This is a genomic window from Flagellimonas marinaquae (assembly GCF_023716465.1).
Classification (GTDB): Bacteria; Bacteroidota; Bacteroidia; order Flavobacteriales; family Flavobacteriaceae; genus Flagellimonas; species Flagellimonas alginolytica.
Genome location: NZ_CP092415.1, coordinates 2,483,560 through 2,509,340 on the forward strand (window position 1 = coordinate 2,483,560; position 25,781 = coordinate 2,509,340).

General features: G+C 41.8%; 21 protein-coding genes. 13 read left to right on the forward strand and 8 right to left on the reverse strand.

From position 1 onward, the window contains the following. Positions 1-76 precede the first annotated feature (76 nt). Complete coding sequence (locus MJO53_RS11100) at positions 77-1,015, forward strand: calcium/sodium antiporter (RefSeq protein WP_224835259.1); 939 nt, start codon at positions 77-79, stop codon at positions 1,013-1,015. Between the two features lie 60 nt (positions 1,016-1,075). Here the strand turns inward: MJO53_RS11100 and MJO53_RS11105 are convergent, their stop codons facing one another. After that, entirely contained in the window at positions 1,076-2,086 is a 1,011-nt protein-coding gene (locus tag MJO53_RS11105) for a glutamine synthetase beta-grasp domain-containing protein (protein WP_224835258.1), read from the reverse strand. 211 nt (positions 2,087-2,297) lie between these two features. Here MJO53_RS11105 and MJO53_RS11110 point away from each other — a divergent pair, with 211 nt between their 5' ends. The 7 genes from MJO53_RS11110 to MJO53_RS11140 all read left to right on the forward strand — a co-directional run bounded on the left by MJO53_RS11110 (position 2,298) and on the right by MJO53_RS11140 (position 9,226). Then, entirely contained in the window at positions 2,298-4,484 is a 2,187-nt protein-coding gene (locus MJO53_RS11110) for a glutamine synthetase III (protein WP_224835257.1), read from the forward strand. Between the two features lie 78 nt (positions 4,485-4,562). Continuing rightward, complete coding sequence (locus tag MJO53_RS11115) at positions 4,563-5,741, forward strand: AIR synthase related protein (protein ID WP_252079124.1); 1,179 nt, start codon at positions 4,563-4,565, stop codon at positions 5,739-5,741. A gap of 47 nt (positions 5,742-5,788) precedes the next feature. Beyond that, positions 5,789-6,229, forward strand: coding sequence for a ubiquinol-cytochrome c reductase iron-sulfur subunit (locus MJO53_RS11120; protein ID WP_252079125.1), 441 nt, complete (start codon positions 5,789-5,791; stop codon positions 6,227-6,229). A gap of 19 nt (positions 6,230-6,248) precedes the next feature. Next, the gene (locus tag MJO53_RS11125) at positions 6,249-6,686 is read left to right on the forward strand and encodes a thioredoxin family protein (protein WP_252079126.1); all 438 of its coding nucleotides are present in this window, start codon (positions 6,249-6,251) and stop codon (positions 6,684-6,686) included. Beyond that, complete coding sequence (locus tag MJO53_RS11130) at positions 6,683-7,678, forward strand: FAD:protein FMN transferase (RefSeq protein ID WP_224835253.1); 996 nt, start codon at positions 6,683-6,685, stop codon at positions 7,676-7,678. Before MJO53_RS11125 ends, MJO53_RS11130 begins: the two co-directional genes overlap by 4 nt. A 12-nt stretch (positions 7,679-7,690) precedes the next feature. Then, the gene (locus MJO53_RS11135) at positions 7,691-7,900 is read left to right on the forward strand and encodes a DUF4266 domain-containing protein (RefSeq protein WP_224835252.1); all 210 of its coding nucleotides are present in this window, start codon (positions 7,691-7,693) and stop codon (positions 7,898-7,900) included. Positions 7,901-7,930: 30 nt separating this feature from the next. Beyond that, entirely contained in the window at positions 7,931-9,226 is a 1,296-nt protein-coding gene (locus tag MJO53_RS11140) for a DUF3570 domain-containing protein (protein WP_252079127.1), read from the forward strand. Here MJO53_RS11140 and MJO53_RS11145 read toward each other — a convergent pair. Continuing rightward, positions 9,207-9,872 carry an ATP-binding cassette domain-containing protein gene (locus tag MJO53_RS11145; RefSeq protein ID WP_252079128.1) on the reverse strand — a complete coding sequence of 222 codons (666 nt, stop codon included), beginning with the start codon at positions 9,870-9,872 and terminating at the stop codon, positions 9,207-9,209. The genes MJO53_RS11140 and MJO53_RS11145 overlap by 20 nt on opposite strands. 356 nt (positions 9,873-10,228) lie before the next feature. Between MJO53_RS11145 and prfA the strand changes: the two genes are divergently transcribed. Then, positions 10,229-11,305 (forward strand): peptide chain release factor 1, encoded by a 1,077-nt coding sequence (gene prfA, locus MJO53_RS11150; protein ID WP_224835250.1) that lies wholly within the window; start codon positions 10,229-10,231, stop codon positions 11,303-11,305. Between the two features lie 44 nt (positions 11,306-11,349). Then, entirely contained in the window at positions 11,350-12,171 is an 822-nt protein-coding gene (gene pyrF / locus MJO53_RS11155) for an orotidine-5'-phosphate decarboxylase (protein WP_224835249.1), read from the forward strand. A gap of 10 nt (positions 12,172-12,181) precedes the next feature. On the opposite strand, the gene MJO53_RS11160 is transcribed toward pyrF, so the two are convergent. After that, positions 12,182-12,373, reverse strand: coding sequence for a hypothetical protein (locus MJO53_RS11160; protein ID WP_224835248.1), 192 nt, complete (start codon positions 12,371-12,373; stop codon positions 12,182-12,184). A 189-nt stretch (positions 12,374-12,562) separates the two neighbouring features. Between MJO53_RS11160 and MJO53_RS11165 the strand changes: the two genes are divergently transcribed. Next, entirely contained in the window at positions 12,563-13,087 is a 525-nt protein-coding gene (locus tag MJO53_RS11165; RefSeq protein ID WP_224835247.1) for a hypothetical protein, read from the forward strand. Between the two features lie 178 nt (positions 13,088-13,265). On the opposite strand, the gene MJO53_RS11170 is transcribed toward MJO53_RS11165, so the two are convergent. From MJO53_RS11170 to MJO53_RS11190, 5 genes are all read right to left on the reverse strand, one after another. Next, the gene (locus tag MJO53_RS11170) at positions 13,266-13,976 is read right to left on the reverse strand and encodes a DUF4197 domain-containing protein (RefSeq protein WP_224835246.1); all 711 of its coding nucleotides are present in this window, start codon (positions 13,974-13,976) and stop codon (positions 13,266-13,268) included. A gap of 112 nt (positions 13,977-14,088) precedes the next feature. Then, on the reverse strand, positions 14,089-15,948 hold the full coding sequence (locus tag MJO53_RS11175; RefSeq protein ID WP_252079129.1) for a glycoside hydrolase family 13 protein: 1,860 nt from the start codon (positions 15,946-15,948) through the stop codon (positions 14,089-14,091). Between the two features lie 44 nt (positions 15,949-15,992). Continuing rightward, on the reverse strand, positions 15,993-18,278 hold the full coding sequence (locus MJO53_RS11180) for a glycoside hydrolase family 65 protein (RefSeq protein WP_252079130.1): 2,286 nt from the start codon (positions 18,276-18,278) through the stop codon (positions 15,993-15,995). A gap of 88 nt (positions 18,279-18,366) precedes the next feature. Next, positions 18,367-19,719 (reverse strand): MFS transporter, encoded by a 1,353-nt coding sequence (locus tag MJO53_RS11185; RefSeq protein WP_224835244.1) that lies wholly within the window; start codon positions 19,717-19,719, stop codon positions 18,367-18,369. A gap of 141 nt (positions 19,720-19,860) precedes the next feature. Next, on the reverse strand, positions 19,861-20,913 hold the full coding sequence (locus tag MJO53_RS11190; RefSeq protein WP_252079131.1) for a LacI family DNA-binding transcriptional regulator: 1,053 nt from the start codon (positions 20,911-20,913) through the stop codon (positions 19,861-19,863). Between the two features lie 215 nt (positions 20,914-21,128). On the opposite strand from MJO53_RS11190, the gene MJO53_RS11195 reads away from it, so the two are divergent. Beyond that, positions 21,129-24,206, forward strand: a complete 3,078-nt coding sequence (locus tag MJO53_RS11195; RefSeq protein ID WP_252079132.1) for a SusC/RagA family TonB-linked outer membrane protein — start codon at positions 21,129-21,131, stop codon at positions 24,204-24,206. 12 nt (positions 24,207-24,218) lie between these two features. Then, positions 24,219-25,769 carry a RagB/SusD family nutrient uptake outer membrane protein gene (locus MJO53_RS11200; RefSeq protein ID WP_252079133.1) on the forward strand — a complete coding sequence of 517 codons (1,551 nt, stop codon included), beginning with the start codon at positions 24,219-24,221 and terminating at the stop codon, positions 25,767-25,769. Positions 25,770-25,781 lie beyond the last annotated feature (12 nt).

Consider the following 25,781-nt stretch of genomic DNA (forward strand, 5'->3'; position numbering starts at 1 on the left):
AAGCAGTTTTTATTTTTGTTATAACCTTCTTGGGTGAGTTATTCTTCCATTATATTTGCATGCAAATCATACATTTTTGGGAAATCTACTTTTTATTGTTTTAGGATTGGTTCTGCTTATAGCAGGTGGAAATTGGTTGTTAAAATCGGCGGTAGCCCTGTCCTTGCGGCTTTATATCCCTAAAATTGTTATTGGTATGACGGTGGTTTCCTTTGCCACCTCTGCCCCAGAGCTTATTGTAAGCATAAAGGCTGCTTTGGATGGGTTTCCGGACCTTTCCCTGGGCAATGTTGTGGGGTCCAATATCGCAAATCTGGGACTGGTTTTGGCCATTACCGTAATAATGGGAAGTATAGATGTGCGTAAAAGTTTTTACACTACCGATTGGCCGGTTATGATAGTTGCTTCGTTGTTGTTTTGTGGCTTTATTTATTTTGATGGGGTTCTGGAACAATATGAAGGGATCATAATGGTATCCTTGCTATTTGTGTTCCTTGTTTACTTGCTGAGGTTTCAAAAAACAGCGGTAGTGGACGAAATGCCGGAGGACGATGTTCCTTTGCCATTGTATAAAATAGTCCTGTTTCTGGGAATAGGGGGAACTGCACTTTGGGGAGGTTCCGAGCTGCTTATTGATGGTGCAGTGGGTCTGGCATCCTCCTTTGGAGTAAGTGATCGTGTAATTGGGATAACCATAGTGTCCGTAGGAACCAGTATTCCGGAGTTGGCAGCATCGGTAATCGCGGTGATCAAACAGGAAAAAGCGATTTCTTTAGGGAATTTGATCGGGTCCAATATTTTTAATCTGCTCGCAGTATTGGGAATAACTTCGATAATTACCCCGATAACCGTAATGGACGAGGGGTTGTTGTCCAGCGATATCTTTTGGATGCTTGGGATATCTTTTCTTATTTTTCCATTGGTGTTTTTTCCAAAAGGATTACGGTTGGGCTGGAGAGATGGTTTAATTCTTTTAACCTTCTATGTGGTATTTATATATATGACCATAAAATAAAAACCGCCCCAAATCTGGGACGGTTTTCATATATAATCAACAACTAATTAATATGTGTACTTATATATCCGCGGATTTAACCGTTTTAATAATTCTGGCAGCTACCTTATAAGGGTCGGCATTGGAAGCAGGTCTTCTGTCTTCCAACCATCCTTTCCAGCCCTTTTCCACGGTCATAATCGGAATCCTGATAGAGGCACCTCTATCGGAAACACCGTAACTAAAGTCCTTAATGGAAGCTGTTTCGTGCTGTCCGGTCAATCTTTCATCGTTAAATTCACCATAAACGGCAATATGCTCTTTGGTAACCGGGCGGAAAGCTTCACATACTTTTTCATATGTTTCTTTAGATCCACAGGTCCTCAACAACGTATTGGAGAAGTTGGCGTGCATACCGGAACCGTTCCAATCCCCTTTGATCGGTTTTGGGTGGTACTCAATATAGTATCCGTAACTTTCTGTCAATCTCTGTAATAGGTAACGTGCGACCCAAATCTCGTCTCCGGCCTTTTTGGCGCCTTTGGCGAACAATTGGAACTCCCACTGCCCGGCAGCAACCTCTTGGTTAATACCTTCGAACTGAAGACCAGCATCCAAACAAAGGTCGGCGTGTTCCTCAACAAGATCCCTGCCCCAAGTATTTTTACCACCTACGGAACAATAGTATAATCCTTGTGGACCCGGATAACCGCCAACGGGGAAGCCTAACGGCAGCTGGGTGGCCGTATCCATTATAAAGTACTCTTGTTCAAAACCAAACCAGAAATCGTGATCGGCATCGTCTATGGTCGCCCTCGAATTACTGGCATGAGGCGTTCCATCCGGATTTAAAACCTCTGTCATTACCAAAAAACCATTTCTTCTGGCTGGATCTGGATAAATGGCAACGGGTTTCAATAAACAGTCGGAATTACCACCTTCTGCCTGTTTTGTGGATGAACCGTCAAAAGACCACATGGGGCAATCTTCTAGTTTGCCGCTGAAGTTTTCTTCTATTCTGGTCTTACTTCTGATGTTGGCTGTTGGGTCATATCCATCCAACCATAGATACTCTAATTTAGATTTGCTCATAATTCCGGTAGTTAATCGTTTTATATTTTATGATTCACAAAAATAATTGTTTCGATGGAATATCTGTATTTTGAGGGGGTAAAATCACAAATTTTCGTTTAATGTTTAAAATACCCCTTTTAAAGGTGGGGTCAAATATCAAAAAAGTAATTTTTTGATTATTAATTATTAAATTCTTAATTGTAGATTTGAAAATTAAAAATACTTCAATATGCCGCAAACAAGATTTCAAGCACTGACCGAAAGCCGCAATCGAACATATACCAATATCAACGAAACGGGCAAAAGGTCCGAACTCTTTGGGAAAAATGTTTTCAATGAAGAGAAAATGCTTCAGTTTTTAACTGCAGAAGCATTGGATAACGTAAAATCGGCAATATTTCAAGGAACCAAAATCGATCGTAAAATCGCCAATCAGGTAGCAGAGGGGATGAAAGCGTGGGCATTATCGGTCGGAGCGACCCATTATACCCATTGGTTTCAACCGCTCACAGGTTCTACAGCTGAAAAACAGGATGCATTTTTTGATCTGCTTCCAGATGGTAGGGCCATGGAGAAGTTTGGAGGGGCCCAGTTGGTGCAGCAAGAACCGGATGCATCCAGTTTTCCCAGTGGCGGTATCCGAAATACGTTCGAAGCCCGAGGATATACGGCTTGGGACCCAACATCTCCTGCATTTATTTATAAGACCACTCTTTGTATACCTACCATATTCGTGGCGTATACCGGCGAGGCGTTGGATAATAAAGCGCCATTGCTGCGGGCGTTGAGCGCTGTGGATGAAGCGGCGACCTCCGTAGCACAGTATTTTGATAAAAATGTTAGAAAAGTACATGCTACCTTGGGTTGGGAACAAGAGTATTTTTTAATCGATAAATCTTTGGCCAAATCCCGGATAGACCTTTCGGTTACCGGACGAACTTTAGTGGGGAGTTTTTCTGCCAAAGGACAACAGTTGGACGATCATTATTTTGGGGTGATTCCTGCCCGGGCTTTGGCATTTATGAGCGAACTCGAAAAAGAATGCACCAAATTGGGAATCCCCGTCAAAACCCGTCATAATGAGGTGGCGCCGAACCAATTTGAATTGGCCTCGGTTTTTGAAGAAGCCAATCTCTCCGTAGACCATAATCTATTACTAATGGATGTTATGGAGGAAATTGCCGATAAATTCAATTTCACAGTGCTCTTCCACGAAAAACCATTTGCGGGAATAAATGGGTCCGGAAAACACAACAACTGGTCCTTGGCCACCGATACGGGAGTAAACCTGTTGAGTCCTGGAACCACACCAATGAAAAACCTTCAATTCCTTACATTTTTTGTAAACACCATAAAGGCGGTGGATGCCTATGAGGAATTGTTGAGGTCTTCCATTGCATCTGCGAGCAATGATCATAGGTTGGGGGCTAACGAAGCGCCTCCACCAATAATTTCCATATTTATAGGTAAACAGTTGAGCGATGTGCTCGACGAACTCGAAGGGGTTTCCAAGGGAAAGCTGTCTCCTAAAGAAAAAACCGAGCTCAAACTTAATGTGGTAGGTAAAATACCAGAGATACTGCTGGACAATACGGATAGGAACCGAACTTCTCCGTTTGCCTTTACTGGGAACAAATTTGAAATGAGGGGGGTTGGGGCCAAAACCAACTGTGCCAAGCCCATGACCTTGCTCAACACTATTGTGGCCAAGCAACTTACAGATTTTAAAAAGGAGGTCGATACCCTGATCGACAAGAAAAACCTGAAAAAGGACGAGGCGGTCTTTAACGTATTGCGAGAATATATCAAAACCTCCAAGCGTATCCGTTTCGAAGGAGATGGATATGGACTGGAGTGGCAAGAAGAGGCGCGCAGGCGCAAATTGAGCATCAACAAAAATACTCCCGAAGCACTACAGGTAATTACTTCCAAAGAAAGTATTTCGCTGTTCAAACAGATGAAAGTACTGAGCGAAGTGGAGCTTAAAGCACATAAGGAAGTAGAGTTGGGTGCCTATATTTTCCATATCCAGATAGAGGGAAGGGTATTGGGAGAAATGGTGTACAACCATATTATTCCTGCAGCCGTAAAATACCAAAATGTGTTGTTAAAGAACATTCGAGGGTTAAAAGAAGTATATGGGGCGGCACACAAAAAAGTCGCAGAAAGCCAATTGAATATTTTGGAACAGGTCGGAGAACACATCCTTAGTATAAAAAAACTTACCGACGAGATGGCAGATGCACGCAAACGTGCCAATGGCATGTCCATGGTGGATAGAAAGGCCAAGGCGTATTGCGATAATGTGAGGCCATATTTTGAAAAGATCCGGGAGCATTCCGATAAATTGGAAAAATTGATTGCCGACGAGTTTTGGCCTTTGACCAAGTATCGGGAAATATTGTTCTCCAAGTAGTTTGGTGCCAAAGAGGAAAAGACGGAAAGCATGTCAATAGTTTGATGGCTTTCCGTTATTTTTGCGCAAAGTATTCATATGTCATCCGATACCAGTAAAAGATATGCACAACGAGGAGTTTCTGCCTCCAAAGAAGACGTGCACAACGCCATCAAAAATATAGACAAAGGACTTTTTCCCAAGGCATTTTGTAAAATAGTGCCCGATTATCTCACCGGGAGCCACGAACATTGTTTGGTAATGCATGCCGACGGTGCTGGGACAAAATCCTCTTTGGCATATATGTACTGGAAAGAAACTGGGGATATTTCGGTGTGGAAAGGTATAGCCCAAGACGCCCTAATTATGAACGTGGACGATCTTATTTGTGTAGGCGCTACCGATAATATAATGCTGTCATCCACCATTGGGCGAAACAAGAACTTGATTCCTGGCGAGGTGATTTCTGCCATCATCAATGGTACGGAGGAGCTTATTTTAGATTTGGGCAAACACGGGATTACCATACGTTCCACCGGAGGTGAGACCGCGGATGTCGGTGACCTGGTTCGTACCATTATCGTAGACTCCACGGTAACGGCTCGTATGGAACGTAAAAACGTTATAGACAATGCCAATATAAAGGCGGGGGATGTGATTGTCGGTTTGGCATCGTTCGGAAAAGCGTCTTACGAAACCGAGTACAATGGGGGAATGGGCAGTAACGGGCTGACATCGGCCAGGCATGATGTGTTCTCTAAGTATCTTGCGGATAAATACCCTGAAAGTTTTGATGCTTCAGTGCCTGAAGAATTGGTGTATTCCGGGAATACAGGTTTAACGGACGCTGTATCCGATTCACCGCTTGATGCTGGTAAATTGGTTTTGTCGCCAACCAGAACCTATGCACCGATCATTAAAAAAATATTGGACAAATACACCTCACAACAAATTCATGGTATGGTGCATTGTAGTGGAGGTGCTCAGACCAAAATTCTTCATTTTGTGGAGAATCTCCATATAGTAAAGGATAATATGTTTTCCATTCCACCTTTGTTTAAATTGATCCAGGAACAATCCGGAACCGATTGGAAAGAAATGTACCAGGTTTTTAACTGTGGACATCGAATGGAGTTGTATGTGGATGAAGGAGTGGCGGAAGATATTGTGTCCATTTCCAATAGTTTTGATGTGGATGCTCAGATAATTGGGCGCGTGGAAGCATCCGACACTAAAAAATTGACCATTCGGAGTCCCTACGGGAAGTTTGAATATTAGCATACGATTTGCTCGGAAATAGCGTTTGAGTATATAAACCTCACGCTATGGAAAGAAAAGAGTTTTTGAAAAGTTTGGGAGCGGGTGCTGCTTTTGCCCTAACCTTCCCATGTCTGCACGGTTGCTCCAGTGATGAAGTGGACGGTAATTTGGTAGAAGAACCTACCGGAGTCGATTTTATTATCGACCTTAATTCTGCCGAAGCAGCCAATCTCTCCGAGAATGGCGGGTTTATTTTAAAGAATTTGGTCGTAGTTGCTAGGAACTTGCAAGGAGAATATGTGGCGGCCAGCCAAGTTTGCAGTCATCAATCCTATGATCAAGTGCGGTTTGTGGATCAAAATGGAGGAATTTTCTATTGCGATGTGCATGGTTCCCGTTTTGATCAGGATGGGACACCTCTGAACCAAGTGGATAATACGGCGGCAAAGGCGCTCAAGGTCTATAATACCGAACTCGACGGCACTGCGCTTAGGGTGTTCGAATAGTTTTTGAAACCCAAATTTTATGAAGAATATAATCTACATTTTGCTCTTTGTCTGGGGAGGCATGCTCCATGCGCAACAATGGCACGAAAACTACGATGAAGCCCTGGCCCAAGCCGCGGGTGAGGACAAGCCCATTATTTTGGTGTTTTCTGGATCGGATTGGTGCGCACCCTGTATCAGGCTGAAGAAACATATTTTTGATAGCGATACATTTAAGACGTTTGCTGCCGAACATTATGTGTTATATAATGCCGATTTTCCCAGAAAAAAGAAAAATCAACTGCCGCAAGATAAACTCAACCGGAACAAATCCTTGGCCGAAAATTATAACCCAAAGGGTTATTTTCCCTTGGTCGTGGTTTTGGATAAAAATGAAAATGTTTTGGGCACCACAGGCTTTGTGGCCCGCACCAAACCCGAAAAATATATTAAGACGATCAACAAGTTCCTAAAATGAGAATTTTTACGGCCCTTTTTTGCATTTTCTTCTCCTTGCTTACCTATGGGCAGGCAAGGCAAAATTTGGTTACCGTAAAAAAGACCCTTAAATTGATGGGAACCCGTTTCGAGATTACCGTGGTGGCACCAAACGAGGAGATAGGCTACATCAACATTCATGAAGCCGTTTCGGAAATAGAGCGGATAGAGAAAATTATTTCATCATGGGACAAAGACTCCCAAACCTCTTTAATCAATAAGAATGCAGGTATAAAACCGGTAAAGGTAGGCAAGGAGTTGTTCGATATTATTGAGAGGTCCATTAAAATATCGGAACTTACGGATGGTGCCTTCGACATCACCTATGCTTCTATGGATCATATTTGGAAATTTGATGGAACAATGGATAAAGCCCCGACCGAAGCGGAAATCAAAAAGTCGGTATCTAAGATCGGGTATAAAAAAATAGTGCTGGACGCTGAAAACAGAACCGTCTATTTGCCGGTTAAAGGTATGCGAATCGGTTTTGGCGCAATCGGTAAGGGGTACGCTGCGGACAAGGCCAAGGAACTTTTGGTCTCCAAAGATGTCAAAGGGGGTATAATCAACGCATCCGGAGATCTTACAACCTGGGGTACCAAGGTAACCGGAGAAAAATGGTTGGTGGGCATAGCCAACCCCTTGAGCAAGGACAGGGTTTTTAGTTGGTTGCCCGTTGTGGAATCGTCTGTGGCCACCTCCGGCAATTACGAAAAATACATCGTGTTGAACGGTGAAAAATACTCTCACATCATCGACCCACGAACGGGATACCCCACAAGAGGAATCAATAGCGTATCCATTTTTGCCAAACAGGCCGAATTGTGCGATGCACTTGCAACCGCAGTGTTTATTTTGGGAAGGGACGTAGGGCTCCATATGATCAACCAGATAGATGGGGTGGAAGCCGTTGTTGTGGATGGTGAGAACAAAGTTCATAGGAGTTCCGGTATTGTGTTCGATACGAATTAGTACATTTGAAGTATGGTTAAAACCTTAGCTTTCGTATTACTTTTGATTTTGGCAAGTTCATGCGTAACCGTTCGTGAATATGAAAAGGCATACCTGAACGATGAGGATATGCAATTAAGTGCCAGGCCCAGCGAACGTTTTGAGAATAATTTTCAAGTGTACCGAGAAGCATCTTCAGGTGCCAACGGCGGAAAAACTGGAGGTGGCTGTGGTTGTAATTGATAACATTACTCGTTTTTTGATATAAAGCCAATGTACTTCCAAGCTCAAAACCTAAAGCATTCCATTTTCCTTCTATCATTTTTGATGGTGTCCATAATGTGGTCGCAACAAAGCGATACGTCCTATAAAAAAAGAGTATTGGAAGCCAGTGAGGTGGATATTCTCTTCAGTTATTATGATCAAGATGGGCAAAATGCAGCTGTAACCGGAGGGGAAGGTACCGAGGAATTAACGGATGCAACATCGAGTATAGTGCTTCGCATGCCCATGAACGAAGATGATATTTTGACTGTGGATGTGGGGCTTTCCGCTTACACCTCCGCATCATCGAGTAATGTAAACCCCTTGGATGGCGGACTGCTTGTGAGCCCGTTCGATGCCTCATCGGGTGAATCCCGTAAAGATGTCCTGGTTTACATTAACCCTAGTTATCAGCATAGCTCCGAGAATCGGAATTCCATTTGGAGCGTTAATGGGTACGTATCGTCGGAATATGATTATTTTTCCATAGGATTTGGAGGCAGTTTTACCAAGTTGTTCAATGAGAGAAATACCGAAGTGACCTTGAGTGCCAATGTGTTCTTGGACAAATGGAACTCGCAATATCCGATTGAGCTTCGTGAAGGTTTTTTTGATGATCGAATTTCTGGTAATGGAGCATACAGCCCTATTTTTTCCGAGTTTGAAGATGAAAACAGAAATTCCTATTCAATTTCCCTTGGGTTTTCCCAGATTTTGAGCCGAAAACTACAAGGAGCTTTGTTTATGGACCTGGTTTCGCAGAATGGATTGTTGAGTACCCCTTTCCAGCGTGTATATTTTTCTGATTTCGAAGATTTTTATATCGATGACTTCCAATTGGCGGATAATGTAGAACAGCTGCCCGATAGCCGTTTTAAGATTCCTGTGGGGGGACGGTTAAATTATTATTTGAACGATTTGATCGTTTTGCGATCTTACTATCGATTCTATTGGGACAATTGGGGAATACGTTCGCATACGGCTAGTTTGGAAGTGCCGATTAAACTCACCGATAAGTTTACTTTATATCCCACTTACCGCTACTATACCCAAACGGCAGCGGATTATTTTTATGCCAAGGAGCAAGCCCTTTCTACTTTTGTACATTATACATCGGATTACGACCTGTCCAAATACAATGCCCATCAATATGGGGTTGGAGTGCGGTACAAGGACATTTTTACAAGTGCCCGCGTTTTTAATTTTGGTCTAAAAGCCATTGACCTTCGGTTTGGTCAATACGAACGTAGTGATGGCTTAAATGCATTCATTATTACCTTGGGAACTACTTTTGTTGGAAATTAGTGGGTAAATAACCTTCGTCTTCAAGGTCTTGGATATTGTCGATTAATTTTGAACATCCATTTTTCAAGAAATATAATTCATCACTCAACGATACAATTTCATCGTAGTAATGGTCTGTAAGTAATATGATTTTATGGTTCTTTCTCTTCTGGATGATTTCTTTGATTTTAGAAACATATAATGGGGCTAAATTTGAAAAAGGTTCATCCAGTAGGATTGTGTTTTTGTCGGTGTTCAAAATTAAATAGGTTTCAAGTAACCTTCGTTCCCCACCTGAAAGCTCTGAAGTGCTGTGGTTTTTCAATGGCTTGAAATGCACAAAAGTTTCAATGAAAGTTTCCCAATCAACATTGAACAATTTAAAGCAGGAATATATCTTTATACTTTTTGATAGAAGCCTGTGCTGCGGTAGATAGGCTACTTGATTACTTTTGAATAAAGGTGTCTTGATAAACTTTCCATCAATCCTGATGGATTTATATTTGGGTTTTAAACTTCCGAACAAAATATTGAGCAAGGATGTTTTTCCAGCCCCATTTCTCCCTAGAATACCAGTAACCTTTCCGCTTTCGGCCTTTACGTAAACCCCTCTCAGTATTTTTTTGTTATTAAAGGAGAGTTCTATGTTGTCAATTTCAAGAATCAAAAGAAAAAAATTAGATAGATGATACCTGATAGGAATAGATCTAAAGCGAAAGAGAGTGACAACAGGCCTATTTTGGACAACCCAAAGTTTTGATATAAAACTAAATCTTTTGAATTTCTTGAATCTGAAAACTTCAGGATAAATAAACTGATAAAGAATAGCTTTAATGCAATTATTACTGAAAAAGGAGCTTTGAAAAACATCAATAAAACAGCTATCAAATTGGATGCCAAAAGAATGGTTTTGTAGAAGAGGAAAACCAGTAGGTATGTTTTATGACGGAATATTGGAACCATGGTATTTACTAAATGTACAAATTAATCGTAAATTCGCAATTCCTATACGAGGATCTATTTATGCTAGACAAACTCAACATTGTAAAACAACGTTTTGATGAGGTTTCGGACCTGATCATACAACCAGATATTATTGCGGACCAAAAAAGGTACGTTAAGCTCAATAAAGAGTACAAGGACCTTAAAGTGCTTAGCGATAAACGCGACGAGTATATTACCCTTGCCAACAATATCCAAGAAGCCGAGGAGATAATCGCCGATGGCAGTGATGCGGAAATGGTGGAAATGGCCAAAATGCAGTTGGACGAGGCCAAAGGCGCATTGCCCAAGTTGGAAGAGGAAATCAAGTATTTGTTGATTCCAAAGGACCCTGAGGACGAGAAGAACGTGGTGATGGAAATTCGGGCCGGAACCGGAGGTGACGAGGCGAGTATTTTTGCAGGAGACCTCTTTCGGATGTACACTAAATATTGCGAATCCAAAGGTTGGAAGACCAATGTTATCGATTTGAGCGAGGGGACCAGTGGCGGATTCAAGGAAATCCATTTTGAAGTTAACGGGGAAGATGTGTACGGAACGCTAAAGTTCGAAGCCGGCGTGCACCGTGTACAACGTGTGCCACAGACGGAAACCCAAGGTCGTGTGCACACCAGTGCCGCAACCGTAATGGTAATTCCCGAAGCAGAGGAATTTGATGTGCAGATAGATCCAAAGGATGTTCGTATCGATTACTTCTGTTCCTCTGGACCAGGTGGGCAATCCGTGAACACTACCTATTCTGCAGTACGGTTGACCCACGTTCCAACAGGTATCGTGGCACAATGTCAAGACGAAAAATCGCAGCACAAAAACAAGGATAAGGCTTTTAAGGTACTTCGTGCACGTTTGTACGATATGGAATTGGCCAAAAAGCAGGCAGAAGATGCCGCTAAACGTAATTCACAGGTGAGTAGTGGCGACCGCTCGGCGAAGATCCGTACCTATAATTACCCCCAAGGGAGGGTTACCGATCACAGAATCGGATTAACATTATATGACCTTCAAAATATTATGAATGGTGATATACAAAAAATCATTGATGAGCTTATGTTGGTAGAGAACACCGAAAAACTCAAGGAAGCTTCAGAGATATTTTAATAAAATTTTTAATCCAAATTCTGTATCGGAAACAACCCACCAGCATGAAGATAGAGGACTTAATCTCACAAATTCGTCAAAAAAAATCATTTCTCTGTGTTGGTCTTGATACCGACCTGGATAAAATTCCAAGGCATCTTTTGGAAGAAGAAGATCCAATTTTTGCTTTCAACAAGGCAATAATCGATGCTACGCACCCTTATTGTGTGGCATACAAGCCCAATATTGCTTTTTATGAAGCCTATGGGCTGAATGGTTGGAGATCTTTGGAACGGACCATGGTATATTTGAACGAAAAGCATCCGGAAATATTTACGATTGCAGATGCCAAACGCGGCGATATCGGGAATACATCTACCCGTTATGCAAAAGCATTCTTTGAAACCATGAAATTTGATTCGATTACCATTGCACCGTATATGGGAAAGGATTCGGTAGAGCCTTTTTTGGAATTTAAGGATAGGCATACCATATTATTGGCGCTCACTTCCAATCAGGGTGCTTTTGATTTTCAGACCAAAAATGTGTCCGGTAGGGAATTGTACAAAGAAGTATTGTCCGTTTCCAAGACCTATAAAGGAGCAGAAAGGTTGATGTATGTTGTGGGTGCTACAAAAGCCACATATTTGGCCGATGTTCGAAAGCTTGTTCCGGAAAGCTTTTTATTGGTGCCAGGTGTAGGTGCTCAAGGCGGAAGCTTGCAAGAGGTTTGCAAGTATGGAATTACCAAGGATGTGGGCTTATTGGTGAATTCTTCCCGTGGAATTATCTATGCTTCGGCAGAGACTGATTTTGCCGAAAGTGCAGAAAAAAAGGCACAACAAATCCAAGAGGAAATGGAAATAGAGCTAGCTAAGATCAATTAAGTGGAATTGCCTATAAGCTTTCCAATACCTTTTTAATGCTTTGAGCCTTGTTTCTGAAAAAATCACCCAATTGGGAATCCTTTCCAGAAACACTGGCGGCCTTTTCTATAAAATTATTGTGCATTACTTCCAAAACCGATGCGGCCTGGCTTAAACCTGTGATAGGGGTTACCGTTCCAACTTTGCAATACTGATTATTCATAGCGATTCAGATTTGTTACTTACAAAGATACGTTCAAAACAGCCTTTTGGACTATTGTGAAAAGGGGTACACGTCTAAAAATCAGGTAATTTATCTAAAATTTAACGTATCTTAATTAAAGCGGCGCTTTTGCTTACATTGGGTTGGAATAAAATTAACGTACCTTTAATAGAACTCGATTTTTCCTTGATGCGAAAAACATTTTTTATTCTTATCGTTTTAATTCAGGTGAAGCTGTTTGCCCAAGTAGCAAATAACTGTAATTGTTGTACCCAGAACCATAGTGCTTTCGATTTTTGGGTCGGGGAATGGAATGTGATCAATTCCATAAATGGAACGCCGGCAGGAACTAGTATAATAGAGAAGGTGGAAGATGGTTGTGCGATACGGGAATATTGGACGAGCGAACAAGCGGGATATACCGGGACCAGTTTAAACTTCTTTAATACAACCACTGGTCAATGGGAGCAGTTGTGGATAGACAATGCAGGGGCTGTTTTAAAATTAAAGGGTGGACGAAAGGGTAATCGAATGATTCTAATTTCCGACCCATTTAAGGGTGCGGATGGCAAAACTTACATAAACCAAATTACATGGACCAATAATACGAACGGAACGGTACGGCAACTCTGGGAGGTACTCCGTGATGGTCGGGTAACTTCGGTTGCTTTTGATGGCATATATACCAAAGTAGAAAAAACAAAAAACCGGTGAACTTCACCGGTTTTTAAACTAACTAACTCAAAAAAATGCTAACTCAGATAACTGATACAAAATTCCATTTTAACCTTCAGGTGTAGGTTAATTTAACTTTAGGAATTTGTTATAATTAAACTCAATTATTGAAATTAGAACGTATTCTTTTTAAAGTTATTATATTTTTTTCAAAAAATTATGATTTATCTTGAAGAGCGAACACTTTTTTTAACAAATCTGTTGTTCTGGACGAAACTTTTGTCCTAATTTCCTTTTCTTCTATCGATATCATGGTGTACACACCTTCCAGAGCTTCATTTGTGGTGTAATCCGTTAAATCTGGATTTACATCGTTTGTCAAGGGCAGATTATTGTATTTGGTAATAATGTTGCTCCAAATTTGGTCTGCACCAACTTTTTTAAATGAGTTTTTAATAATGGGATTGAATTTATTGTATAGCTGGGTCTTTGTGGCTTGCTGTAAATATTGTGTGGCAGCGTTATCATTACCTAAAAGAATTTGTTTGGCATCATTGAAGGTGATTCCCTTAACAGCATCAACAAAAATGGGTGTTGCTTCGCTAACGGCATCTTCTGCCGCCCGGTTGATTATTTTTAATCCTTCGTCCGCTAGGCTGGACAATCCTATGTCGCGAAGGGTCTTATCTACTTTTTGTAACTCTTCGGGCAAAAGGATCTTAACCAGTTCGTTGCGAAAAAAGCCGTTTTCCAACGCTAGTTTGTTCACTTGTTTATCGATTCCCATATTAAGGGCCTCTCGTAATCCTTGGGCAATTTGTTCGTTTCCGATTCCGGTTGTTCCTTGTGGCAATTGGTTTACGACTTGCTGGAGTTCTGCACACCCAGCCAGTTGCAATACCAAAAAACAGAGCAGTAATTTTTTCATTTCGATGATTTTAATTGACCTAATTTAATTCTAATATCTGTTGATTTGCAGTGCTTTATCCATTTTGGATAAAATTCTGAATTGTAGTTTGCTAACGAAAATAGAAACGGACTTAGTATAATTCTAAAACCAAACCTGATTTTGCCCTAATTTCCAAGCTTTTTCCGATTTCGTATGTTTTTCCTGAAATAACTTCCCTGGCCGTTTTGCTTCCCAGTAGTCCTTCTGAAAACCTATCCAGTTCTATGGTCTGTATTTTGGTGGAATTGTTCAGTACCACCATAACGGTTTGTTTGGGCTGACCGGGCAAATATCTAAAGTATACATAAACATTGTCCACTGGTGAATAATGGAGTGTTTTTCCAAAGTGGATCGATCTTTTGCCTTTTCTCCAGTTCAATAATTTCTTGGTAAAATCGAAATATTCATTTTGCAATGCTGTTCTGCCGTGTACTGTAAAGGCATTTTGTTCATCACCGGGCCATCCTCCGGGAAAATCCCGTCGAATATCTCCATCACCTTCACTTTTACTGCCCATCATTCCAATTTCATCCCCATAATAGATTTGGGGAATACCGCGTAGGGTCAATATTAAAGTAAGGGCCAATTTGTATTTATCCACATCTCCATTCAATTCCTCGTTGATCCGGTTTACATCGTGGTTCCCCATTTTAATTAGAAGATTATTGATGTTGGGGTAAAGAAAATCCTTGGTTAGGTGGTCATATACCCGAAATACCCCGTTTCCCCAATTTTGTTCGTCCTCATTAAAAACCTGGGATAGGATGTCGTGCAGGGGGAAATCCATTACAGTGGGCAAATTGGAATTAAATCCTTGTATTGCACCAACTTTACTGTCTTTTTGCCAATAGGCAATATGTGCGGTATCGTGCATAAAAATTTCTCCCATAATATTAAAATCGGGGTACTCCTCCATAACCCGGGTCACCCAATCGGTAATGCCTTGCTTGTCGTTATAGGGATAAGTGTCCACGCGAAGCCCATCCAAATCCCCATGCTCGATCCACCATATAGCGTTTTGAACAAGGTAAGTGATCAACATGGGATTGCTTTCGTTCATGTCCGGCATGGTATAATCAAACCAACCATCCATGTTTCCTTTTGCATCAATTTTAGAGGCATAGGGGTCAAACTGGGTGGTCTGTATATAATTACTTCGTTTAAATCCATTTTCCCCACCTTCCCAGTAATGGATCCAATCATCAGAAGGTAAATCTTGGATCAACCAATGGCTCAGTCCCCAGTGGTTAGGTACAAAATCCATAATATGTTTCATGTTTCTCTTGTGCAGTTCAGCAGAGAGTTTTGCAAAATCTTGGTTGGTACCGTAACGGGGGTCGATTTTGTACAGGTCGCTACTGGCATATCCATGATAGGAGTAAACTTTTTCGTTATCCAGGGTAAGGGGAGTGCTCCAGATAGCGGTTGCTCCCAAATTGTGGATGTAGTCCAAATGATCTATTATTCCCTTTATATCGCCGCCGTGTCTGCCTCCTTTGTGGCTTCTATCGGCTTTTTCAATAGTGTTTGACGTGCTATCGTTGGAAGGGTCGCCATTGGCAAATCTGTCCGGCATTAAAAGATAGATGACATCAGAAGAATCGAAGCCTTTTCTGTTTTCTGAATTCTCTTTTCGAGACTTGAATTGGTAGGGGTGCGATTCTACAGTTCTACGTCCTTTTTTAAAAGATAACGTAGCTGTTCCCGGCGATATGGCTTTTGTGTCGATGGTGATAAAAAGATAATTGGGATTTTCAACCTTTACCACTTTTTTGATTTTTATATCATCGGAAAATACGGGTTCTAGATTATTGATGTTTTTACCGTACACCAATAACTCCAATTTGGTATGTTTCATGCCCGTCCACCAGTAGGGGGGCTCTATACGTTCTATTTGACCGATTACAGCGTTGCAAAAAGCCAAATACAACACAATCATCCACTTTTTCATGAGTTTTGTTTTGATCCGAAGTTAGATTGTATGTAAATATGTGTTCACCCCAGTTTTACAGATTCACCATTGACCAATATTTCCAGGGTTTCTCCAGAATCTATATCGAATGTGGTGCCATCTTGTGCCACGGTTACTTTTAAAATTCTTTCCCTAAAGTTGATCTTAAAGGAATATTTCTCCCATTGTTTTGGAATTTTGGGTGCAAAAGAAAGTTTTCCATTTTTTATGCGCATCCCACCAAAACCTTCTACAATGCTCATCCAAGTACCGGCCATGGAGGTAATATGCAAACCTTCTTCAACTTCTTTATTGTAATCGTCCAAATCTAAGCGAGAGGTTCTCAAATAAAAGGTGTAAGCTTGGTCCATGCGGTCCAATTTAGCTGCCTGTACCGAGTGTACGCACGGTGATAAGGAAGATTCATGGACCGTATATGGTTCATAGAAATCAAAATGTTTTTCCAGCTCGACATCGGTAAAGTGGTCCTCAAAAAAATAGAAACCTTGTAATGTATCCGCCTGTTTAATGTAGGGCGATCTTAGAATACGGTCCCAACTCCAATGTTGATTGATAGGACGTTCTTTTCTGTTCAGATCCTCTACGGGTACCAAATCCTTATCCAAAAATCCATCTTGTTGCAAATAGACGCCGTGTTGCTCGGAATAAGGGAGGTACATTTGGTCGGCCACTTTTTTCCACAACCCTGTTTCATCGTTGGTCAACTTGGTTTTGTCCAAAATCCTTTTATAGTCGCTCGTGTAGTTTTGTTGTACATGATCCAACTGTTCCAAGGCATACTCCAAACACCATTTGGCAATGTAGTTGGTGTACCAGTTGTTGTTTACATTGTTTTCGTATTCGTTAGGCCCGGTTACCCCAAGCATTACGTATTTGTTACGATTGGTGGACCAGTTGACCCTTTGTTGCCAAAAACGGGCAATACCGATCAGTACTTCCAACCCCATTTCTGGAATATAGGTATGGTCTTGAGTGTAACGGGTGTAGTTAAAAATGGCAAATGCAATAGCGCCGTTTCTGTGGATTTCTTCAAAAGTAATTTCCCATTCATTATGGCATTCTTCACCGTTCATGGTAACCATAGGGTAAAGTGCGGCACCGTTTTTAAAACCCAGTTTTTCCGCGTTTTCTATGGCCCTTTCCAAATGGTTGTAACGATATTTCAATAGTTTTCGCGCTACGTCTTGGTTTTTGGTCGCCATGTAGAACGGTATGCAGTAAGCTTCGGTGTCCCAGTAGGTACTCCCTCCATATTTTTCTCCAGTGAATCCTTTGGGACCAATGTTTAATCGAGAATCTGTGCCCGTATAGGTTTGGTTCAATTGGAAGATGTTAAAACGTATGCCCTGCTGTGCCTTCACATCGCCTTCGATGTGGATATCGCTCATTTCCCAAACGCTCGCCCAGGCTTTTTTTTGTTCGTCCAAGAGCGCATCAAACCCTAAGGAAAAAACTTGGTCCAATAAGGTGTTGGATACTTTTTTTAATTGATCTGCTTCGTGGTTTCTGTCTACAGTGTAGCCTCCAAATTTTATTAAAGCGACCTGTTCGCCCTTTTTTACTTTTTGAGAGAATTCAAATCCGACGGACAATTCACTTTCATTGATCGAATCGGGTGCTTCCTTGGTAGTATTGCCATACACCATTTTTGCCTGCATAAAAGTGCAGACCTTAAAGTTGGTTTTCATGGTTTGGGATTCGATGAATGCCCTGTTCTTTTCCGAGCTAATTTTGGTAGTGTTCCAAAACTTGTCGTCCCAGTTACTATCTTCGTTGGTTATACCTGCATCGAGATAGGGTTTTAAAACAACTTCGGCATCCGTATTAATGGGTTTGATCTCAAATTTAATGGCACCAACTTCATCCTGTACTAAACTTAAAAAACGGGTGGCAATCACTTCGATTTCCACATTGTTTGGGGTGGTCGCGACAAAATTTCGTCGGTACCATCCTTCTTTCATGTTGAGCTCTCGTTTAAAATTTTTGATATGGGAGCACGTGGCCAAATCCAAAGGTATTCCATCGATTTCCATATCGATACCGATCCAATTGGGTGCGTTCAATACCTTGGCGAAATATTCCGGGTAGCCATTTTTCCACCAACCAACACGGGTTTTATCGGGATAATATACCCCGGCAATATAACTACCTTGAAAAGTGGGCCCAGAATAGGTCTCTTCAAAATTTGCGCGTTGCCCCATGGCACCATTTCCTATACTAAAAAGGCTTTCGGAAGATTTAACACGATCCTTGTCGAATCCTTCTTCAATTATGCTCCATGCATTTGGTTGTATATAGTCTTGATTCATTTTTGCTGTTGATTGATGTTTATAGTATTTTGAATATTAAGTGTTCTTTATCTGAGTGTTAGCTCAATCGGGAATATAGGAAAATCAATTATAACTCTAGTGCTTTATCGTCCGTATCCTCTACTTTTAAAACAAGTAGTGCAGCGATCAGAAAAGCAACACCACTTGTTACCAATGCATAAATGGGCTGGCCATTATAAAAGTACTTTACAATGGGGCCGCCGATCAATGCATTTATAATTTGTGGTATTACAATAAAAAAATTGAAAATGCCCATATATACGCCCATTTTTTGCGGGGGAATGGCCCCGGCCAATATTGCATAGGGCATTGCCAAAATACTGGCCCAAGCAATTCCAATACCGAACATGGACAAAATGAGCCAATTTTCGTTGGGCATAATATAAATGGATAAAAACCCGAGCGCACCAATGATCAAAGAAATGCTATGGGTTTTTTTACGTCCTACCTTTTTGGCAATAGCCGGTAGAAAAAAGGCAAAAATTGCTGAGACCCCATTATATACTCCGAATAAAATGCCGACCCAATCCCCGGCATTTTGATAGGCAGAACTTTGGCTATTGTTGGGGTCCAAACCATAGATATGTTCGGCGATGGCCGGTGTGGCGAACACCCAAAGCCCAAACAAGCCGAACCAGGAAAAGAACTGCACCCAGCTCAATTGCCGCATGGTAACGGGCATTTTTGCAAAATCAGAAAAAATATCCAACAGACTGCTCTTTTCGTCAATAGTCTCTTTGTTGTTTTCTTGTTTGTTCAGCAGGGCCATTTCGGCTGGTGTATATTCCTTTGTGGTGAATACGGTTATGGCAACACTGGTAACAAGTACCAAGGCACCTATTACAAAGGAAATCAATAAATTCAATGGGACTTCCCCTGCAGTTGCAGTGTTGCTTATACCGACCCAGTTGGTCAGAACATAGGGCAACCAAGAACCTATTACTGCACCAATCCCGATCAAAACTGTTTGGACACTATAGCCCAGGGTGCGCTGATCGGAGGGCAACATATCCGCAATCAATGCCCTAAAAGGCTCCATTGCAATATTGAATGAGGCATCCATGATCATAAGCATACCTGCTCCGACCCAAAGCGATGGCATAATGGCCGTAAACATATCTGCGTTGGGCATTAGCACAAGCCCCAACGAAGCCAACAATGCACCTGTTAGAAAGTAGGGGCGGCGACGCCCAAGGCGTGTCCAAGTCTGATCGCTATAATGACCGACAATGGGTTGTACTATTAATCCTGTTAGTGGGGCAACGATCCAGAACCAGGAAAGTTCGTGCACATCGGCACCAAAACTTTGGAGTATTCTACTGGCGTTGGCATTTTGAAGGGCAAATCCCATTTGTATTCCTAGAAATCCAAAACTTAGGTTCCAGATTTCCCAGAAGCTTAATCGACGCTTTTGAAACATTGTAGTTGATATTTATTTCAAAGTTGGAACAGTTCGTCTGACCAACCAATATTTACCGGGAAGTAAAATTTAAGCGTTGACTGGGGTCAAAGGTACGTTTTTTTTAATTATTACAAGTTGTGCAACCTTTTTTACAGATCCTTAATTCAGCGTCGAGTCACGAAGAACAAGGTCGGTATGAACTATATGTGTGGTGTATTGTGGTTCTTGATGGTCTTCTTCCATTTTTTCCAGTCTATTGATTAGGGTCTCTGCAGCAAGCCTGCCCATTTGAATACCGTGTTGACTAATCGTGGTCAGGTGCGGTCTGGAACATTTGGATAAAATTCCATCCGAAAAACCGATGACCGAAATCTGTTCCGGTATCTCAATGCCTCTGGCCCGAGCTACATTCAACGCAGTGATCGCATAAATTTCGTTCACACCGAAAATGCCGTCAATATCTGGGTGATTTTCGAATACTTTATGAATTCTATCTTCCAATATCTTCTGGTCATCGTCGGAATCACCGACTTCTCCGATCCTAATGATCAAATCCTTATTGTAGGGAATATTGTTGGCAGAAAGGGCATCTCTATATCCCTCGGTCCTCAAGCGGCCAATGTCCAAATAATCCTTGGTGGTAAGCAATAAAATTTTTCTCCGGCCTTCATTTATCAGTTTTTGAACGGCCGTTCGCCCCGCTTCACGGTCGTTTATAATTATTTTATCGCTGGGAATTTCGTCCACTACACGGTCGAACATCACTACCGGAATGTTTCTGTTGATGGTTTCTTGCAGGTGATGGAAGTCTTTTTTTAATAAGGTCTCTTTGGATAGTGATATTATAAAGCCATCGATACTGCCATCCACCAACATTTCCATATTTATGACTTCTTTGTCAAATGACTCGTTGGTTACCCCGATGATAACGTTGTACTCTTTTGAGTTGGCCACCTCTTCAATACCAGAAATTACCTTGGCAAAAAAGTGATGTACAATTTCTGGGATAATAACACCAATGGTCTTGGTTTTTTTGTTTTTGAGGCTCAGCGCAATACTGTTGGGTCGATAATTGTAGAATTTGGCAAAGGCCTGTACTTTTTCCCGGTTCTCCTTACTTATATCCTTATTGTTCTTGAGTGCCTTGGATACCGTTGAGATGGAAAGTCCCAATTCCGCGGCAATCTTTTTAAGCGTCATTTTAGGTTTCATTCTACATGATCTTTCATTGAATCCGGCAATCTGATTCAATTTTCTACCAAAGATAAGGGGAATGGGAATCGTTAGGTAATTTTTTGTCAACCAGAAAACGTTGTAAGTGTCAAAACCTGATAATTGTCAAAAAAATGAGGTTGGTAATTACATATTTTCGCCTACGGGAAGTAAAATTTAGCATAATCGTAAAATTAACTTTAACTAACATCAATATGAGAATTAAACGGATGTACCTTTTATGGTGCATGTTTCTGATTCCTTTTGTACAATATGCCCAAATTACGGTGCAAGGAACGGTAACAGACGCGGCCCAGGTGCCATTGCCTGGAGTTAGTATCATCATTAAGGGAACAAGTCAGGGAACAGCCACTGACTTTGACGGGAATTATTTGCTGCAGGCCAATATGGGCGATACACTTGTGTTCTCCTATATTGGTTTTCAGCCAAAAGAAATGGTGGTTTCGGGTAACGAACTGAATGTAACCCTAAATGAAGATACCACTTTATTGGACGAGGTTGTGGTAATCGGGTACGGTACCACGACGGTAGAGGATGCTACAGGATCGGTAGCGTCGGTAACTTCGGAGGACTTTAACAAGGGGGCCATTGTATCCACGGATCAACTCCTTACGGGTAAAACTGCCGGTGTGAGGATCACAAGCAGTGGTGGACAACCCGATGCCGCACCGAATATCCGAATTCGCGGTGGATCTTCATTGACCGCAAACAACAACCCTTTGATCGTAATCGATGGAATTCCGGTGGACAATACGAACCCAGCCGGGGTAAGCAATCCACTAACATTGATCAATCCAAACGATGTGGAGAGTTTTTCCATATTAAAGGATGCTTCGGCGACCGCTATTTATGGTTCCAGGGCATCTAACGGGGTTATCATTATCACTACCAAAAAGGGATTGACCGGGGAATTTAAATTCAATTTCTCTACAAATACTACCATTAGCAAGGTGGGTAAGGAAATCGATATGATGAATTCGAGCTCGTTTACCAGATTTATTCAAGAGTATCATCCGGATTTCACCAATTTTCTTGGGGTGGATGATCCATCTACCGAAGCGGTTGACGATTTGAGCACCGAAAACATCGAAGGAAGGATACTGGCGGATACTGACTGGCAAGATGCCATTTACAGAACAGCAATTTCCTTTGATCATAATTTTAGTGCCAGGGGAAGTATTTTTAAATCCGTTCCCATTAGATTGTCATTGGGTTATACGGAAAATCAAGGCTTGGTGAAAACAAGTGATTACGAAAGGATTACGAGCTCCGTAAAGGTAACACCACGATTTTTCGACGATCATTTGAAAGTGGATTTCAACGCCAAGGGCATCATCTCCAAAAAGAATTCCATCGATGAAGGTGGTGCTTTGGGAGGAGCCGTTAACATGGATCCCACAAAACCTATTTTTGATGACTCACCCAACAATCGATTTGGTGGATATTACCAAAATACGGTTCTAGATGGGGATTTTGTTAGTTTGGACGGACAGTGGAACCCTGTTGCCATATTAATGCAGCGTTATCGACCAGAACGGGTCAATAGAATCTTGGCCAATATGGAATTGGATTATAAAATGCATTTTATGCCAGAACTGAGAGCTGTTGCCAATTTGGGTATTGAGGCTTCAAAAGCAAAAATCAAGGAGGTCTACACCGATAATTCACTGGCGACCTACAAACAAGATGATACCGCAACAGAAATAGCTAACAATTATCGATTTAACCCGGGGGTTAATTATAGGGAAAATCAAGATATTGTGAACCGTACCCTGGAGGCCTATCTGGCCTACGATAAGGAATTGGGGGGCGCTATATCAAATTTTGATGTACAGGCCGGTTACTCGTATCAAAATTTTAAGAACGATGGTACCAAAGAGGAGTACAATTACGATACTTCCACCGGTGAGCGTTTTCTAGTGTTCGATCCGCAAAACCCAACCAACAGATATTACAACGAACTCAACTTGCAATCGTTTTTTGGTCGTGGAAACATTAATTTTTACGATAAATATTTGATTACACTGTCTTTCCGAGCAGATGCATCCTCGCTATTTGCCAAGGAAAATCGATGGGGATATTTCCCTGCAGCCGCATTGGCCTGGAAAGTTTACGAAGAAGACTTTATGGAAAGTGTGGATTTCGTGAACAATCTTAAATTAAGATTGGGTTGGGGTAGAACTGGGCAACAGGACATTACCGGGGCAGTAGGTTTTTACCCATCACTTCCACTTTTTGAACCAGGATCGGTAACCAGCCAATACCTTCAAGGATATGCGCTTTACTCGGCAAAACCATTTAACTCCGATCTAACTTGGGAGAAAGCGGAGACCTATAATGCAGGAATCGATTTTGGATTGTTCAACAACAATGTTTTAAGTGGTTCTTTTGATGTGTACTACCGAACCACCAAGGATTTGTTGGCAACGGTTCCTGTAGCTCCAGGACAGGCACTTACCTCTTCTTTTGTAAAAAATGTTGGTGAAACCGAGAGCAAGGGTTTTGAACTTAATTTCAATGTAAAAGCTCTTCAGAACAATGATATGTCACTGGAATTTTACGGAAATACCTCTTACAGTCGTGCGGAAGTAACCGACTTGGAAGATGTGACCCGTATTACAGCAAGTGAATCAGGACTGCCTACAGGTACTGGAGTAAACCTGGCATACCATGCAGTTGGCTTCCAACCCTATTCAGCATGGGTCTTCCGACAATTGTACGACGAAGCTGGCAATCCAATACATGGTGCATTTGCCGATTTTAATGGTGACGGTACGGTAGATAACGACGACAGATATTATCGTTCTTTGCGCCCAAATTGGACATTTGGTTTCGGTTTTAGCTTTAACTACGGCAAGTTTGACCTGAGCTCAAGTTTTAGAGGGCAATTTGGTGGACAGGTCTATAATTCCCGAAGGCTTACATCGGGCTGGGTGGACAATGCAATCCCCAATAATTCCAATAGTCTATCCAATGTGCTCGATTTTTATGGCGGTGCAGCAAATACAAACTTTGTAAATGTACAGGGAAATGTGCCATTCTCCGATTACTTTTTGGAAGATGCAACTTTTCTAAGGTGTGAGAATATAGTGTTGGGCTACCGTTTGGACGATGCACTGCCAAACGTTTCCATGCGATTTTATGGAGCCTTGAACAATCCGTTCATTATTACCAAATATGATGGACAGGATCCTGAAAACTTCAATGCAATAGACAATAATTTCTACCCAAGGCCTCGGTCTTTTACAGTTGGGGTAAATGTGGACTTTTAAGATATAGCTGACATGAAAAAATTAAAATCAATAATATTTCTAGTAATTCCCTTGACCTTTATGATCCAAGGGTGTACCAAAGACCTGGATACCGAACCAGAAGTAGAGCTCACTTTGGATGAGCTACTCCAGGAAGATCCGGATGCCGTTAGCGGTATTCTGTCCAGACTGTATGCTTCATTTGCTCTTTCTGGCCCAGATGGACCAGGTAGTTCCGACATTGATGATGATGCCGGGGAATCCCCATTCTTGAGAGGAATTGTCAATCTTCAGGATTTTACCGCAGATGGCATGAAAAACCGATGGGGGGACGATGGTTTGGACCAATTGACCACCACTTCCGACTGGGACGAGAACAATAAATTTTTCCGTTACCTCTACAATCGTATTTACTACACCATCCCACAAGCAAATAACCTGCTTTTGGTATTGAGTGCCGTAGATTTCGAAAACAAAGGAGAGATCGAGGGAGAAGTTCGGTTTATTAGAGCTTTGGCCTACTACTACCTAATAGATTGTTTTGGTAAAGGTGTGCTGGCAACAGAGGAAAATTACGGTACATCCGATCCACTACCGGAGGTAGACCGTTTGGAATTGTTTTCCTATGTAGAGAACGAACTCTTGGCGGCCGTGGACTTATTGCCGGATACAAACGAGTATGGTAGGGCCAATAAAAGTGTGGCCCGAATGCTTTTGGCAAAACTATATATGAACGCCGAGGTGTATACAGGAACTGCAATGTACAATGAGGCAGTGCCGATTATATCACAAGTGATCAATGAAGGTGGTTACTCCTTGGACGAAAACTTTGTGAGCGTCTTCTCAGGAGATAATAACTTATCATCGGAAATTATTTTTCCATTGATTGCAGATGCCGATATAAGCCAAAGCTATGGGAATACTACATATATAGTAAATGGTAACCTTAGTACAGAGACCATGACCCTTAGCGATTTTGGCGCAGAAGAAGGCTGGAGTGGGCACAGGGCGACCAAAGCATGGTACGGTCTCTTTAACGATGGCGATTTGGAAAACAGCACGGATGATCGGGCAGCTCTTTTCTGGACAGAAGGCCATAATTATGAAATGACAGACTATAAGGCATGGACCGATGGGTACCCCTCCATAAAGTTTAGAAATACATTTTATTACGGCGACTCGAATCCAACAAGTTTTTCCAGTACCGATTTCCCCTTGTTCCGTTTGGCAGATGCCTACTTAATGTATACCGAGCTGGCAGTACGCGGAGCTACCGGTGCCGATATGGCGACCGCGGTGGGCTACGTAAATGCTGTTAGAAACCGCTCTAATGCAAGCTCCATAGGTCAATCGGCCCTTACATTGGATTTTATTTTGGATGAAAGGGCAAGGGAACTCAATCTCGAAGGACATCGCAGAAGTGATCTAATTCGGTTTGGTAAGTTTACGGGCAACAGTTACGTGTGGCCATGGAAAGGAAATACATTGAATGGAACTTCCATTCCAGAAACCTACAAACTTTTCCCAATTCCATTGACTGCATTGGAAGCCAACCCAAATCTGACTCAAAATCCTGGATACTAATAAAAACCATTC

Coding starts and splice junctions, on each gene's coding strand:
- MJO53_RS11105 (WP_224835258.1), bottom strand. CDS start 2,086: ATGAGCAAATCTAAATTAGAGTATCTATGGTTGGATGGATATGACCCA.
- MJO53_RS11110 (WP_224835257.1), top strand. CDS start 2,298: ATGCCGCAAACAAGATTTCAAGCACTGACCGAAAGCCGCAATCGAACA.
- MJO53_RS11115 (WP_252079124.1), top strand. CDS start 4,563: ATGTCATCCGATACCAGTAAAAGATATGCACAACGAGGAGTTTCTGCC.
- MJO53_RS11120 (WP_252079125.1), top strand. CDS start 5,789: ATGGAAAGAAAAGAGTTTTTGAAAAGTTTGGGAGCGGGTGCTGCTTTT.
- MJO53_RS11125 (WP_252079126.1), top strand. CDS start 6,249: ATGAAGAATATAATCTACATTTTGCTCTTTGTCTGGGGAGGCATGCTC.
- MJO53_RS11130 (WP_224835253.1), top strand. CDS start 6,683: ATGAGAATTTTTACGGCCCTTTTTTGCATTTTCTTCTCCTTGCTTACC.
- MJO53_RS11135 (WP_224835252.1), top strand. CDS start 7,691: ATGGTTAAAACCTTAGCTTTCGTATTACTTTTGATTTTGGCAAGTTCA.
- MJO53_RS11140 (WP_252079127.1), top strand. CDS start 7,931: ATGTACTTCCAAGCTCAAAACCTAAAGCATTCCATTTTCCTTCTATCA.
- prfA (WP_224835250.1), top strand. CDS start 10,229: ATGCTAGACAAACTCAACATTGTAAAACAACGTTTTGATGAGGTTTCG.
- pyrF (WP_224835249.1), top strand. CDS start 11,350: ATGAAGATAGAGGACTTAATCTCACAAATTCGTCAAAAAAAATCATTT.
- MJO53_RS11160 (WP_224835248.1), bottom strand. CDS start 12,373: ATGAATAATCAGTATTGCAAAGTTGGAACGGTAACCCCTATCACAGGT.
- MJO53_RS11165 (WP_224835247.1), top strand. CDS start 12,563: ATGCGAAAAACATTTTTTATTCTTATCGTTTTAATTCAGGTGAAGCTG.
- MJO53_RS11170 (WP_224835246.1), bottom strand. CDS start 13,976: ATGAAAAAATTACTGCTCTGTTTTTTGGTATTGCAACTGGCTGGGTGT.
- MJO53_RS11175 (WP_252079129.1), bottom strand. CDS start 15,948: ATGAAAAAGTGGATGATTGTGTTGTATTTGGCTTTTTGCAACGCTGTA.
- MJO53_RS11180 (WP_252079130.1), bottom strand. CDS start 18,278: ATGAATCAAGACTATATACAACCAAATGCATGGAGCATAATTGAAGAA.
- MJO53_RS11185 (WP_224835244.1), bottom strand. CDS start 19,719: ATGTTTCAAAAGCGTCGATTAAGCTTCTGGGAAATCTGGAACCTAAGT.
- MJO53_RS11190 (WP_252079131.1), bottom strand. CDS start 20,913: ATGAAACCTAAAATGACGCTTAAAAAGATTGCCGCGGAATTGGGACTT.
- MJO53_RS11195 (WP_252079132.1), top strand. CDS start 21,129: ATGAGAATTAAACGGATGTACCTTTTATGGTGCATGTTTCTGATTCCT.
- MJO53_RS11200 (WP_252079133.1), top strand. CDS start 24,219: ATGAAAAAATTAAAATCAATAATATTTCTAGTAATTCCCTTGACCTTT.